This window comes from Vibrio satsumensis (assembly GCF_050337435.1).
GTDB classification, from domain to species: domain Bacteria; phylum Pseudomonadota; class Gammaproteobacteria; order Enterobacterales; family Vibrionaceae; genus Vibrio; species Vibrio satsumensis.
Genome location: NZ_JAKJSX010000014.1, coordinates 59,094 through 72,655 on the forward strand (window position 1 = coordinate 59,094; position 13,562 = coordinate 72,655).

Annotated in this window: 11 protein-coding genes and 1 riboswitch; of the genes, 6 read left to right on the top strand and 5 right to left on the bottom strand. The window is 45.6% G+C overall.

The window, feature by feature from the left end; translation table 11 throughout:
• Positions 1–142: 142 nt before the first annotated feature.
• The 3 genes from L4C44_RS18185 to L4C44_RS18195 all read right to left on the bottom strand — a co-directional run bounded on the left by L4C44_RS18185 (position 143) and on the right by L4C44_RS18195 (position 4,910).
• Complete coding sequence (locus L4C44_RS18185; RefSeq protein ID WP_394142477.1) at positions 143–304, bottom strand: hypothetical protein; 162 nt, start codon at positions 302–304, stop codon at positions 143–145.
• Between the two features lie 6 nt (positions 305–310).
• A complete protein-coding gene (gene recC / locus L4C44_RS18190) occupies positions 311–3,787 on the bottom strand; it encodes an exodeoxyribonuclease V subunit gamma (RefSeq protein ID WP_428805518.1) in 3,477 nt (1,158 codons plus the stop codon).
• 127 nt (positions 3,788–3,914) lie between these two features.
• Positions 3,915–4,910 carry a TDT family transporter gene (locus L4C44_RS18195; RefSeq protein WP_165924416.1) on the bottom strand — a complete coding sequence of 332 codons (996 nt, stop codon included), beginning with the start codon at positions 4,908–4,910 and terminating at the stop codon, positions 3,915–3,917.
• 163 nt (positions 4,911–5,073) lie between these two features.
• On the opposite strand from L4C44_RS18195, the gene L4C44_RS18200 reads away from it, so the two are divergent.
• The 5 genes from L4C44_RS18200 to L4C44_RS18220 all read left to right on the top strand — a co-directional run bounded on the left by L4C44_RS18200 (position 5,074) and on the right by L4C44_RS18220 (position 9,360).
• Positions 5,074–5,970, top strand: coding sequence for a LysR family transcriptional regulator (locus L4C44_RS18200; protein WP_428805519.1), 897 nt, complete (start codon positions 5,074–5,076; stop codon positions 5,968–5,970).
• Between the two features lie 88 nt (positions 5,971–6,058).
• Complete coding sequence (locus L4C44_RS18205) at positions 6,059–6,352, top strand: YebG family protein (RefSeq protein ID WP_008223840.1); 294 nt, start codon at positions 6,059–6,061, stop codon at positions 6,350–6,352.
• Positions 6,353–6,506: 154 nt separating this feature from the next.
• A riboswitch (Fluoride riboswitch) is annotated at positions 6,507–6,590 on the top strand.
• 193 nt (positions 6,591–6,783) lie between these two features.
• On the top strand, positions 6,784–7,476 hold the full coding sequence (locus L4C44_RS18210) for an iron-sulfur cluster assembly scaffold protein (RefSeq protein WP_428805520.1): 693 nt from the start codon (positions 6,784–6,786) through the stop codon (positions 7,474–7,476).
• 23 nt (positions 7,477–7,499) lie between these two features.
• Positions 7,500–8,489, top strand: a complete 990-nt coding sequence (locus tag L4C44_RS18215) for a GGGtGRT protein (protein WP_428805521.1) — start codon at positions 7,500–7,502, stop codon at positions 8,487–8,489.
• A gap of 229 nt (positions 8,490–8,718) precedes the next feature.
• Positions 8,719–9,360, top strand: a complete 642-nt coding sequence (locus L4C44_RS18220; protein WP_285955020.1) for a MarC family protein — start codon at positions 8,719–8,721, stop codon at positions 9,358–9,360.
• 83 nt (positions 9,361–9,443) lie between these two features.
• Here the strand turns inward: L4C44_RS18220 and ushA are convergent, their stop codons facing one another.
• Positions 9,444–11,144 carry a bifunctional UDP-sugar hydrolase/5'-nucleotidase UshA gene (ushA, locus tag L4C44_RS18225; protein WP_428805522.1) on the bottom strand — a complete coding sequence of 567 codons (1,701 nt, stop codon included), beginning with the start codon at positions 11,142–11,144 and terminating at the stop codon, positions 9,444–9,446.
• A 504-nt stretch (positions 11,145–11,648) separates the two neighbouring features.
• Here ushA and dapD point away from each other — a divergent pair.
• The gene (gene dapD, locus L4C44_RS18230) at positions 11,649–12,680 is read left to right on the top strand and encodes a 2,3,4,5-tetrahydropyridine-2,6-dicarboxylate N-succinyltransferase (protein ID WP_428805523.1); all 1,032 of its coding nucleotides are present in this window, start codon (positions 11,649–11,651) and stop codon (positions 12,678–12,680) included.
• A gap of 97 nt (positions 12,681–12,777) precedes the next feature.
• On the opposite strand, the gene L4C44_RS18235 is transcribed toward dapD, so the two are convergent.
• Positions 12,778–13,311 (bottom strand): DUF3332 domain-containing protein, encoded by a 534-nt coding sequence (locus L4C44_RS18235; protein WP_008223831.1) that lies wholly within the window; start codon positions 13,309–13,311, stop codon positions 12,778–12,780.
• Positions 13,312–13,562 lie beyond the last annotated feature (251 nt).

Genomic DNA, 13,562 nt, shown 5'->3' on the forward strand with positions numbered 1-13,562 from the left:
CGATCTCTCTCACGGATCAATTCAGATCGCCTCGCTACTATGCGCCCACGAGTTCAGGAGCGCGATTCGAGTCTTATACTCATTGCCTACTTAGAACCACAGAATAATGGTCCCTCTGACCTGTGGCCGTACAGCGAACGCCCTACACTAATAATGATTTACTGGCGGCCACTTTATTTCCTGTACCTTGCTTCTCTTCATCTTGATTCCCTTCACCTTGAAAGCAAGCGTCCCAAATGCTTACCAACGACTCTATTTCGTCTTTCATTAGTTCAGCGTACACACAATTGATCTTATCGATCACAGCCACTTACTCCTGATCTTCCAGATCGGCAGCAGCCAACCTTGCCGCCTGTAACACAAGCGTTGAATACATACGCGACTCAGCCGCCAGCTCATCGTCCCACTTAGGCCAAATACGCGAGATGTAGGTATCTCGACCCTCGCCAGTGAAAGCGAAGCTGTCATTAAAAGTATCGGCCATTTTCTTGAGCGACTTCTCTTCATCATCGACCCATTTACCGCGGCTAAAACCCGCTTCAACGCCAGCCAAGGCGGTTTTAGGGAAGTACGGCAGTGGTGCCGTCATACCTTGATAAAACAGTCGCACTAACTCAGCCAATAAACTCTTCGCCTGCTGCGCATCACCGATAGGTTGTAGCGTTTGGTGAACCACACCTTCTTTTCTGTCATAACCAATAATATGAGTCGTTTTGCCGTGCCCCATCACTGCGCAACACAAGTGATCGATCCACGCGGCCAAGTAATCTTGCGAACGAATTTTGCCACTACGAAAACGTACCAGCCCTGATTGATAGTTTTGAGTAAGCCAACCCATCAAACGAACGGGTTTACCCTCGCCTAACACATCAAATTCGATATTCACTTCGAGATCTTGTTGCGGTGATCCGCTCACAAATCGAATCTCTTTGGCTAAGTCTTCCGCTTGAACGCGATTGGTTTCAAATTCGATATCACCAAAAGCTCCGACCGGTAATCGGCCCTGTGCTTTTTGCTCAGAGACAAACAATCGAACCGCTTCATCAGCCCCTTCTGGATGGTCTAGCAACACTTGCAGCAGAGCATCCTTAAGCTGGAAGCTTTCTAAGCCATTAAGCACGAACGGCTCATCGTCTTCCATTACCGGAAGCGGTGGCTCAAACACTACCTTTAAGCGGCGATTAAAGAAGTATTGCACTGGCAAGCGCCAGAAACGCTGTAGCTCAACCAAATCGAGTTCTAACGGATAAGTCGCACCAAGCAAGTAGTCATCCAACGCGCGATTGAATTCACCACTGCGCTCACCAGAACGGTTGGCCGCAGGAAGCCACTCTTTGGCGTAGCTCAATACATGGCTTTCATCACCTTGTGTAAAGGCTGCCGGGCTGAACGGCGTCATGGTGTGCTCAAAGCTGATCGCTTGAGTCAGCTTGATACCAGAATCATCACTTGGTAGCGCTTGATCGTCATTTAGGCAGTAGTTCTGCTGGCAGTACTCAATCAACTCTGAAACCAACACCGACGGTACTCGCTCAGTATTATCTTGAATCGAGCGGCCGACGTAACTGATGTACAAACATTCTTGCGCCGACAACATCGCCTCTAAGAATAGGTAACGGTCATCATCACGACGAGAACGGTCACCGGGACGAGTACGTCCGTTCATCAAATCGAAACCTTCTGGCGGCATTGAGCGAGGGTAAACCCCGTCATTCATGCCTAATAGACAAACGGTTTTGAACGGGATAGAACGCATCGGCATCAGAGTACAGAAGTTCACTTGCCCCGCTAAGAAACGCTGACTAATACGCGCGCCTGAAAGTTTATTGTTTAAGTACTGATAGATGATACTTGGCGATAGCTCTTGTTCGTACAAGGCGTCATCAAGCTGTTCATTCAGTTGAGAAAGTGCATCACGAATCGACTTAAGCACCACCTCGCCTTCTAGCTCAACGGCGAAGAAGTCATCAATCATTTGCAGCAAGGTTTCACGCCACATATCGATGGACTGCGTCTCAGCAAGGCGTTGGCGGTAATGGGTAATACGATCAATAAAGTGCGCTAGCTTACCCGCAAGTTCGGCGTTAATGCCCTGAACTTCGTTATAAGCTGCAATTGGAGAGTGTTCAGTTTCAAACAAACCTGCAGAATCCGACATCGCATAGCCCAGGAGCATGCGCTGGATACCAAATAGCCAGGTATTTTGCTCCGTGGCTGGCAAATCAAACTCAGTTGCCGTAGACGAATCGACGCCCCAGCGGATACCCGCTTCTTCAACCCACTGCTTGGCTTGCTCAAATTGAAATTCATCAATACCAAAGCGTGCCATCATCGCTGGGATTTCCAGTAGCTCTAACAACTCAGACGCTAAACAACGCGTGTTCGGTAGCGCGACCAGCTGCATGAACGCGGTCAGAATCGGGCTCTCTTGGTCTGCCGTTCTATCCGAGATCGAGTATGGGATATAACGCTCACCCGGAGCATTACCAAATACCGCCTGAATCGCAGGGCTGTAGGCATTGATATCAGCCACCATCACGATGATGTCGCGTGGTTTTAATGTCGGATCAGCGTCGAACATTGCTAACAGCTGGTCATGAAGAACTTCCACCTCACGCATAGGGCTGTGACAAGCGTGCACAGTCAATGAGCGATCACCCAGTTCAACCACTTGTTTGTGGTTGCTGGAATCTAAGATGTGATCATCTTGGTGTTCTTCTAACTGGAGAATATCGGCTTGCAGTTGATGCAGCAGACTGTCTCTCTCAACATCAATAAAGAACTCGTGCTCTTCGCTGTCTGATTGAGACAACAAGAACAGGTTATCTCTGCCCAGCTTCCCCATAGACGCAAGCAAACTATTACCCACCGCTTGGCTGGTGTGTAGTTCATCTTCAACGTTGGCTTCAATACCATCTTTCAATGGCGATACTTCGCCTTCAAGCTGAGGTAAGCCATCAACCAATGCAAACTGCTTGCGACGCTGCGCTTCCACTCTCGCCAAGTACTTACGGTCACGAATATCGCCCCAGTAATGCTGACAAGGGTTAGTAAACATTAGGTGAACATCAATCTGCTCGCCCAGCGCTTTCAAGGCATCCATATAGCGGGGAGGCAGCGACGAAATACCAAACACAAACAGACGTTTCGGTAGGTGTTGTAACTGGCCTTGTTGATTAGCTAACGCTTCAATGAAGTCGTGATACAAATTACCACGGTGATATTTCGATTGGCCTTGGGAGAGGGTCTGATCATAAAGCGCTTTCCACAAAATAGGCTGCCAAGGGTGCTCTTGCTGCCCTTCACTATCGACCAGTTCTGTAACGGGCTCTCCCGCTTCCCACATCGCCATCCACTCAGGACGATATACTAAGTAGCCATCGAAGATATCGGCAATTTTCTCGGCTAATTGATACAGCTTTGAATCATCTTCGTCGTTTTCAAGATAGCGCTGTAGCGGTAAGAAATCAGGATGGTCAAGTTTCGCGGGTAGCAAACTCATCAGCTTCCACGTCATCGCTTCTTTGTTAAAAGCACTGCGCTTAGGCACATCAGGAAGCACCTGGGTAAACATATCCCAAATGAAGGTTGCTGGGAGTGGGAAATCGATATTTGCTGCTACACCAAATTCTTTGGCGAGTTCCATCTTAAGCCACTGAGACATACCCGGGCTCTGAACCAGAATCTGCTCTTTTTCGAAGGGATTGGCTAAAGGGTCACTTTTGATTAAGTGAACGAGAAGAATTTTTAAAGTATCAACTTTATTGGAATGGTAAACAGTAAACAAAGTGCACTCACGCTAATCTTGCCACAATATAAAGCCAGATTAGCATAAGTGCTAAGTTTGGATGAGCAATATAAGCTTATGAAATACTGAAAACTTAAGCTTCGTTTATCTTTTGAACTATCGCCTCTTACAATCTACCCGCTACCGCGCCTAAAACACGATGAGGTTTGTAGTTCATGTAGTAACGAACAGCTACATAACCCACTACCAATGTAGCCACAATCAATTCAAGATACGCTAGGCCAAACACTTGATTGATGTAATGCGCTTCAATACCTTGTGCTTGCATCCACGCAGCCAGTTTAAACAAGGCTGTTGCACCAATCACGATTGGGAAGGTAAACGCTGCATAACCAGGGCTGAATGGCAGACGAAGTAGTTTGAAAAACGCCATATAGATAATGAACGTCATCAACACTGCAATACCAAATAGCAAACCAATAATCACTGGTGAAGGGCTTGCTGTCACTGTTAGATAACCCGCCAAAGATAGGCTTGCCGGTGCTGCCATAATCGCAATCGTTGGTTTTGCCGCATCTGGCACTTCGTGAGAGAAGATCAAGCGGTAAACCATTATTGGTAGCATTACTGCGTAAACCAATAAGCCGAATACCAAAGTCGCGTTAGCTACTGGCTCTAAAACTGGATTACCAGAGAAAGAAACGTCAGCGACGATAATACCGATCGGTGGCACAAACCAGCTTGGTACCATGTGGTGAATCTCAAAGTTTTTAGCTCTGTGGTACAAAAAGCTCATTAGAAACACAACGTGCAAAGCCACAGAAGCCAACCACATAGCTTCTTGTAAGAATTGAGAGATTGGCGCCAAAGACGCTGACACCACCATGCACCCCATCGCAAATGTTGGTACCACACTGCCGACAACAGGGTGAGCAAGATCTTCACGCAATAGGTGGCCATGAATCAAAAATTTCACAGCTAAAACAAGAAGCAATACCGCTGCAATACCTGCACTGATCCACTGGACTAAGCCTGGAGTGTGCAAAATACCTTGTGCGACTAAAACTCCATCCCAGCACCAGCCTAAGCTTGCGATTGCTAGTGCTAACCCTGCCATGGGTGTTGGAGCTCCTGTTAATCTATATTTAATACGTTGAATCATGTCAGCCTCTCTTAAACTTAATTCACTAAACTTGTGAACTCATCAGCTTGTTGAAGCCATAATACGCTTGCGCTTCGTTAAATAATATCCAATTATATATAACAAGTGTTCATCAATACTGAACATAACCCATTTTCACCAGCAGAGTAAAACTAGGGATCTGATGGCTAATATTTCAATTAAACAACTCAAAGTGTTTGTCACCATTACCCAGCATTCGACGCTTACCGCCGCATCAGAAGCGCTGTTTTTGTCTAAAGCTGCGGTCAGCATGGCACTAGGCGAAATGGAGAAGCAACTCGGTCACTCTCTATTTGACCGGGTCAACAACCGATTAATTCTCAACCAAGAAGGGCATAAGTTGCTCCCATTGGCCGATGAGATATTACATCGTGCTGCTGGTATTGATGTTTTGTTCCGTGACGACCAGCCCTTAAGTGGCAATCTAAAGGTAGGCGCGAGTGACACAATAGGTAATCAGGTTGCGCCATTTATTCTATCTGGCTTTCGTGAACGAACTCAGCATCAGGATCAAAGCTTGTTCATTTCAAACAGTGCCCTGATCTGCCAAAAGTTGGTGGATTATGAACTTGATATCGCGCTAATTGAAGGAAAAACATTACACCCTGAACTCATTTCGAGTCAGTTTAGCTGCGATGAAATGTGTATTATTGTTAGTAATCAACATCCTCTCGTTTCAAAAGAAAAAGTGACTTTAAGCGATTTGGAAGATAGTCACTGGATTCTACGTGAATCAGGCTCAGGGACCCGCGAGTTTTTCCTTCGTGCCGTTGCGCCTCGCATCGAACATTGGTATGAATCCTTTGAACTCAACACCACTGAAGCGATCATCAACTCTGTTTCTGCAGGACTTGGCTTTGCCTGTTTATCGCGTTTAGCAGCACAACGCGCGATTGATTCAGGCCGAGTGAAAGCGCTCGATGTGCCACTCGACATGAAACGACGTTTCTGGATGCTGGTACACAAGGACAAATACCAGAGCCCACTACTGAAATCTTTCATGAGTTATTGTGAAGACTGGGCTACACATCAAGATTGAGGCCGCATAGTTGGGGCTCCAACTGGACTTTTAACATCAGAAACTGTATAAAAAGCCAGTAAAATTTATCAAACTTAGAGGATTAACCATGGCTGTTATCGTCAAGTACGTGGTGGAACGCAACGGAGAAGAGAAAATGACTTTTACCTCTAAAGCCGAAGCCGACGCATACGACAAAATGCTGGATATGGCTGATGAGCTTTTTGAACTTTTAGGCAAAAGCGATTTAGTTGAAGATGAAGGCAAGCAAGAAGAACTTGCAATGTACCTAGCAAAGAACAAAGAAGAAGTTCTTTACGCATTAGGTGCTAAGCGTAAGCCAGCTCCGAAAAAAGCTAAGAAGCTTGAAGCTGTTGAAGACGCAGAAGAAGATGCAGCGTAACTAGCTGGAGTTCTCTAAAAAACGTCAATGACACCTCTAATCAGAGTCCGTTATTGGCGTTTTTTTATGCTTATCGAAATATAATGAACTCTGTTTATAGTCGAAATCGCTCTAAACATTCGCTTGCACAAAAGTGTGATGAAGATCTAATCTATAGCCATCAGGTGATGGGGTTCCACCTAAGCTTTTGCTTCAACCGCCCGTTCTTTCGAACCGTGCTAATGACTCCTACAGAATCGAAAACAGGTAATACTGTTGGGTGTATCGCTATTCCTCCATTTTGAAATGGACTTAGTCTATTAAGACCGAGCTTCATGACACCTTTGGATTATCGATACTCAAGATCTGTAGTGAATTAGCCGCACCTCTTCCAACACGTCCTGTTTTCTCAACGCCCTAGGTCATTACGACTTTATTAGTGAGAAAACATTATGCATTACTCTTCAGAAATTCAATCCATGTGCCCTATTCAAAGGGGTGATCTGCACAATTCAGCGCCAATTCCAGTTGAAGGCGCAATGGTTAGCCCAAAAGATGTCATCGCTATTTCTGGCTTAAGCCATGGCGTGGGCACTTGTGCACCACAACAAGGTGCAGCCAAACTGACACTTAACGTAAAAAGCGGCATCATCGAAGAAGCGCTAATCGAAACGATTGGTTGCTCAGGCATGACTCAATCAGCCGCGATGGCAGCCGAAATCCTCACTGGAAAAACCATTCTCGAAGCACTCAATACAGACTTGGTGTGCGATGCGATCAACGTAGCGATGCGCGAAATCTTCCTGCAGTTTGTTTACGGTCGAACTCAGTCTGCATTCTCTGAAGGCGGCCTAGAAATTGGCGCCGCATTAGAAGACCTAGGTCAAACACAGCGCAGCCAAGTAGGTACTAGCTACTCAACCTCAGCGAAAGGCGTTCGTTACCTAGAGCTTGCAGAAGGTTACGTGACCAAGCTTGCACTTGATGATCACAGCGAAGTGATTGGCTACGAGTATCTCAACCTCGGCAAAATGATGAAGGCGATTAATCAAGGCATGCCTGCCAATGAAGCTGCTGACCTTGCGACGGGGACTTATGGTCGCTTCGATGAAGCCGTTACCACCATTAACCCACGCCAACAGTAATTTTGCCAATTTAGGGGAAAGATATGATGAACACTCAATTTAATGAATCAGTAACTCGCGTATTGGCAGAAATGAACTTCGACTCTTTGGAGCAAGCTGACCAATACTGCAAAGCCCACAACGTTGATCCAAAAGCGTTAGTAATGGACACCCAGCCTATCGCTTTTGAAAGCGCTGCCGATGCCTATATTCTTGGCTCAGCACTAGCGCTATTTCGTAAAGCCACTAGCGCAGAACAAGCAGCGAATATTATTGGTGAAGGCCTTCAAGCATTCACCAAACCCGGCAGTGTTGCAGAGCAACGCCAAGTTGGTATTGGGCATGGCGCGCTAGCAGCTCGTCTTCTCAATGAAGAGAGCCATTGTTTTGCTTTCCTTGCGGGCCATGAATCTTTTGCTGCAGCAGAAGGGGCGATTAAAATTGCGCTAAACGTCAACACATCACGTCAAAACCCATTGAAAGTGATCTTAAATGGTCTAGGTAAAGATGCGGCTTACTTAATCTCTCGCATCAATGGCTTTACCTATGTTCGCACTCAATTTGATTACCAAACGGGTGAGTTAGTTGAAACAGAACGTCGCCGCTTCTCACAAGGCCCTCGTGGAGAGATCTTGTGTTACGGCGCAGATGATGTACGTGAAGGTGTAGCGATCATGCACCGAGAAGAAGTGGATGTGAGTATCACGGGTAACTCAACCAACCCAACACGCTTCCAACACCCTGTTGCTGGTATCTACAAAGCAGAGCGCACTCGCCAAGGCTTGCCTTACTTCTCAGTCGCTTCAGGCGGCGGTACCGGCCGTACATTGCACCCAGACAACGTAGCCGCAGGTCCAGCGTCTTACGGCATGACAGATACCATGGGCAGAATGCACGCTGACGCGCAGTTCGCAGGTAGCTCTTCTGTCCCTGCTCACGTGGCAATGATGGGCTTCATCGGCATGGGCAACAACCCAATGGTGGGTGCGACGGTTGCATTGGCTGTAGCAGTGAGCGAATCTCAAAGCGTATAACGACAACGTTGAGCACCACAATCTATCCATAGAGTGGAGTCCGTAAACTGAGAAACAAGCAATAACGGACGACCAAAACCCTACACCTATCACTAAAACCAAACAGCCAGCCTTATGCTGGCTGTTTTTTATTCACACTTGCTCTACTATCTATTTCTAATAATTATTTGTATCTGAGATTAAATACACAAACCATTAGTATTTAACTGCATCTTTTCAAAGGATTAATATGAAAGAGCTCATCATTCATACCATTACCGTGTTCATGGGCTTTTTTGCCATAATGAACCCTATCGCCAACACTCCGATCTTTCTTGGATTAACCGGTGACAATGACAGAGAAACGGTCAAATCCATCGCCTTCCGTTCAGTGTTTATCGCATTCATCATCGTCAGTACTTTTGCGCTCTCAGGCAAACTGATCTTTGATCTCTTTGGTATCACACTGTATGCACTGCGCATCACAGGCGGTATTCTGGTCTTTTTGATTGGCTTCCACATGCTGCAAGGTGACTCAACACACGCCAAAGCGAAAGAGAAAGTCAACTCAGACGCCCAACGAGACGCGGCGCTAAGCATCGCAGTATCACCTTTAGCCATGCCAATTCTGGCAGGCCCCGGCACCATTGCCACTGCGATGAACTTTGCCAGCACAGAGGGGATTTACGAGACCATAATTACCATTGTGGCATTTGGCCTCCTCTGCACCCTAACCTATGTCTTATTTGTATTCGGCGAGCGCTTCGTTAAAGCAGTTGGACCAAGCGCATTGAATGTAATTACACGAATGATGGGTTTGATACTCGCCGTTATCGGTATGCAGATGCTGATTGAGGGGATAGAACAGGCTTACAAGGCGCTGTTTGTTTAAGCTCAAACTACAAAAATATAATACAAAAATAGCCAGCTATTTGCTGGCTATTTTCTTTGTCGTTTTTGTTTATGAGTTATAAATTAGTTCGCAGGGCAGCCTTTTACTTCTGAACCATTACTCATGTAGATTAGATCACCATCCACTGGTGCATAATTCGCTGCAGTGACATCGGGGTTCTTAACAAAGAACTCGCGTAGCACTGAGGCATCCGTTAACTGCGTCGATTCAACATCAATTACTGGGTAGTCATCACCACCAGCAGCACTGAAACTTATCACGGAGAACGTGTAGGTGTCCGCTAAGTCAAAGCCTTTGCCGTTGATGTCACGAATGGTCACATCACCCAAATCACAGTCTACAGTTAAACTAATATTATCCAATTGAGCGTAAGCGCCTGAGCCTGCAGTCATAGTCGCAACAACATCTAAGTACGCTTTCACCTCAGCCCCAGTCATCGTTGCTTTAGTCACGAAATTTCCGAAAGGTTGCACAGTCAGCACGTCACGATATGTAACATCTCCCGCCTGAATAGAATCACGAACACCACCAGAATTCATAACACCGAAGTCAGCATTCACTAAGTCGTAAGTACGGTATGCTTCACCTAACAAATGACCAAGATTGGTTTGCTCAGATCGAACAACATTACGATCACCTTCAAGCTTCGCATCGGTGTTTGAAATAATTTCATCAAGCAACTCTTGGCCTTGTTGCTGATACGCGGAAAGGGTAGCAATAACTGTTGCGTTGGGTTCAATTTCAGCTTGGATAAACTGATAATCACCATTTTCGTCTTTCTCTTTCAAGTTCACCGGCACTAAGTCGTACTTCGCTAAATGCAGTTTACCGTCATAAAACTCAAAGTCAGCTCTGCCTACATACTTACCCCATTCATGAGCTTGCATGATGTAAGTACCATTTTGCTGATCTGGCTTACAATCATCTCCCGGATTAAAGTCTGCGTATTCATTGCCTTCCATACAGACAGGGTTTTGGGAGTGCCCGCCAATAATGGCATCCAATTGCCCTTCCTCCAGTGAACGAGCAAGTAACACATCACCAGGAGCTTCACTACCATGTTGACCATCGGCGTAGTGCCCCATATGCGTGGTAGCAAAAATCAGGTCAACCGTTTCATTGGCCTCGATTTCTTTTATGGCTTTTTTAATTTCAACTTGTGGGTCGGCAAAGTGAATTGTCGCGACGTTGTCAGGATTAACTAATTTAGCCGTATCTTTAGTTGTCAGGCCAATAACCGCAACCTTTAACCCATTAATAGTGAATACTTTGTATGGAGAGAAAAGGCGTTCATCAGTAACTGTGTCTCCATCTTTGATATAAATATTCGCCGCTAGCATTGGGAAATCAGCCAGTTCAGCCTGCATCTCTAGCACATCTAAGCTATTGTCGAACTCATGATTACCTAATGCCATTGCGTCGTAACCAAGAAGGTTCATACCAACAAAATCTGGTACCGCGTCCTGCATATCAGACTCAGGCACACCGGTATTAATATCACCACCAGACAATAGAATGGTTTCACCACCGTTTTGAGTGACTTCTGCACGAATGCTATCGATCAAAGTCTTGCGAGCAGCCATTCCGTACTCACCCTTACTATTCTCCCAAAAACGACCGTGGTTATCATTGGTATGTAAAACGGTAAACTTGGTACAAGAAGCCGCAGTATCACATGTCACTGCCGTATCATCATTGTCCGAGCCACAGCCAACCATCGCTACGCCGATAGAGAGCACCAGTAAAGACTTAGTAAAATTCATAGAAGATCCTTTATTAATCGTTTTAATGTCGTTATGGCTGGAAATATACTTAATTAATATAGGGTTATAGTGATCTTCATCTTAATTACGCAGCTGAAAATTTGAGTATTTACTCGGACTGTAGGCACAAGCGATTAATCAACAGAAGTCGAATAATTCTGATAATAAACATAAATTTATAAAGAAAGTGTGACTCAGCCTATTGATACTGCTAACAACAAGGTGAGTTGAATATGAGTGACGGATATAGAAATGAAAGCATACTGAGTGGTTGAATAAAACGCCGTAGCATTAAGAACATGGTGCAGTATCCGGATAATGAAAACTATCGCCAGAAAGACAAGCAATATCATTTTACAGACTTTATCCCAATGCGCCCTTTCATAACGAGGGCGCTCTCTTTATGATGAACGCAATTAAATTAACTTTGCTAGCGGCAGCGCTTGTTATTCGAGCCGTTGTTTTGGAATAGCAAAATCAAGACTCAACACATGGAGATTCAACATGGCTTACTTTTCACTAGCCTTCGGTACGGCAACCAAAAATCGCGACAATAAAATCATTGAAGCGTTCTTCCCTAACCCACTTCTAAACCCAAGCGATGCTCTTGTAGCCGCTGTGGCAGAAGTATCAGGTTACTCTGAAGGCAACCAAGCTATCGAAATCTCTGCAGCACAAAGCGCAGAACTCGCGAAAGCATTCGCAGCAAACGATGATGCAGCTAACGCATCTTTCGCAGAAAAAGCAGCAGCATCTGAACAGCCACTTGTTCTTGTTGTTCTTGCGACAGACGAGAAGCCAACATCTATTGCTGAAGGCTTCCTAAAACTGCAACTCATCTCTAACCGCCTAGTTCAACCACACGGTACAGTACTAGACGGCATCTTCGGTCTACTGCACAACATCGCATGGACAAACGAGGGTCCAATCGACTTTCCTGAGCTTGCTGAGCGTCAAATCGAAGCTCGCCTTGCTGGTCGTGCCCTATCTGTAGATTGTGTCGACAAGTTCCCTAAAATGGTTGATTACGTGGTACCTACAGGTATTCGTATTGCTGATACTTCTCGTGTTCGTCTAGGCGCACATGTGGGTGAAGGCACAACAGTAATGCATGAAGGTTTCATCAACTTCAATGCAGGTACAACTGGCGTAAGCATGGTTGAAGGTCGTATCTCTGCAGGTGTTGTTGTAGGTAACGGTTCAGACATCGGCGGCGGCGCTTCTATCATGGGTACTTTGTCTGGTGGCGGTACTATGGTTATCTCTATCGGCGAAAACTGCCTACTAGGCGCAAACGCGGGTCTTGGCTTCCCAATGGGCGACCGCTGTACTGTTGAGTCTGGCCTATATGTGACTGCTGGTACGAAAGTTCGCATGCTAGATAAAGAAGGCAACGAAGTAGAAATCATTAAAGCTCGCGACCTAGCTGGCGTTTCTGACCTTCTGTTCCGTCGCAACTCGATCACTGGTCAAATTGAATGTCTAGCGAACAAGTCTGCTGTTGAACTGAACAGCGAGCTACACAGCAACAACTAATCTAAGCGCTAGATGCTAGATGCTAGATGCTAGAAAATACGAAGCCGCTGGAGTTGAATCCAGCGGCTTTTATTTTATTGGTATATTACTAGAAGGATTACGCTTTCTCTGCGGCTAGCTGTTCAAGCGCTTGAATAGAGGTTTCTGATACTAGCGTACCATCCATGTAGTAGCTGACCTTGTCGCCATCACGAACACCAGTCAGAACGGCTTTCTGACCATCGTTATAAGTGATGTCCATACGAATCGTGTTCTCATCAATTTGCTGCATCTCACCCCATTCGATCTGACGATTATTGAAACCAAGTGGGGCTTCTTTTAGTGAATCATCAAGGCTGTCATTCACATCAATCATGGTATCGACTTTGCTATCAAAGATGTGAGGTGCGCCTGTGAGTGGGTTTTTACCCGCCCAGAATTCGATTGAGTTAAAGACAATGTAATCGGCTGCGGTGGTGAGTGCGTAAACCGGAGCAAGCAAGAAGTTGACACCCGCACGAGCGTAACGGTTATCCACCACCTCGACGTTGAACTTCATTAATTTACCAGTAACGGCGTTGCTACCGACACATCCAGCTAACGACATGACAATCGCTGCCACTGCTACTGCTTTTGTAATTGTTGTTTTCATAGATCCCTCTTATGCCACGATGATTGATTCAGTTTTTGCATAGCCGAACGAAGTTTTCCTTGCTCGAGTGCAAGAATTATTCGCCTAACAAATTGATTCCATAACATTTAGCGTAGTGGAGATTTTTAGAACAGCAAACTGCAACCATTAATTTTTTCGCTCTGGTTCCTAAATTTTAAGAAATAAAAAAGCGCAGACCTTTCGATCTACGCTTTTCATTTTTGATTAACCTAGCCTAGATTAATGCGATC

Excerpts from the sequence above, each read along its gene's own strand:
- L4C44_RS18195 (WP_165924416.1), bottom strand. The coding sequence starts at position 4,910 with ATGATTCAACGTATTAAATATAGATTAACAGGAGCTCCAACACCCATG.
- ushA (WP_428805522.1), bottom strand. The coding sequence starts at position 11,144 with ATGAATTTTACTAAGTCTTTACTGGTGCTCTCTATCGGCGTAGCGATG.
- L4C44_RS18200 (WP_428805519.1), top strand. The coding sequence starts at position 5,074 with ATGGCTAATATTTCAATTAAACAACTCAAAGTGTTTGTCACCATTACC.
- L4C44_RS18215 (WP_428805521.1), top strand. The coding sequence starts at position 7,500 with ATGATGAACACTCAATTTAATGAATCAGTAACTCGCGTATTGGCAGAA.
- L4C44_RS18210 (WP_428805520.1), top strand. The coding sequence starts at position 6,784 with ATGCATTACTCTTCAGAAATTCAATCCATGTGCCCTATTCAAAGGGGT.
- L4C44_RS18220 (WP_285955020.1), top strand. The coding sequence starts at position 8,719 with ATGAAAGAGCTCATCATTCATACCATTACCGTGTTCATGGGCTTTTTT.
- dapD (WP_428805523.1), top strand. The coding sequence starts at position 11,649 with ATGGCTTACTTTTCACTAGCCTTCGGTACGGCAACCAAAAATCGCGAC.
- L4C44_RS18205 (WP_008223840.1), top strand. The coding sequence starts at position 6,059 with ATGGCTGTTATCGTCAAGTACGTGGTGGAACGCAACGGAGAAGAGAAA.
- L4C44_RS18235 (WP_008223831.1), bottom strand. The coding sequence starts at position 13,311 with ATGAAAACAACAATTACAAAAGCAGTAGCAGTGGCAGCGATTGTCATG.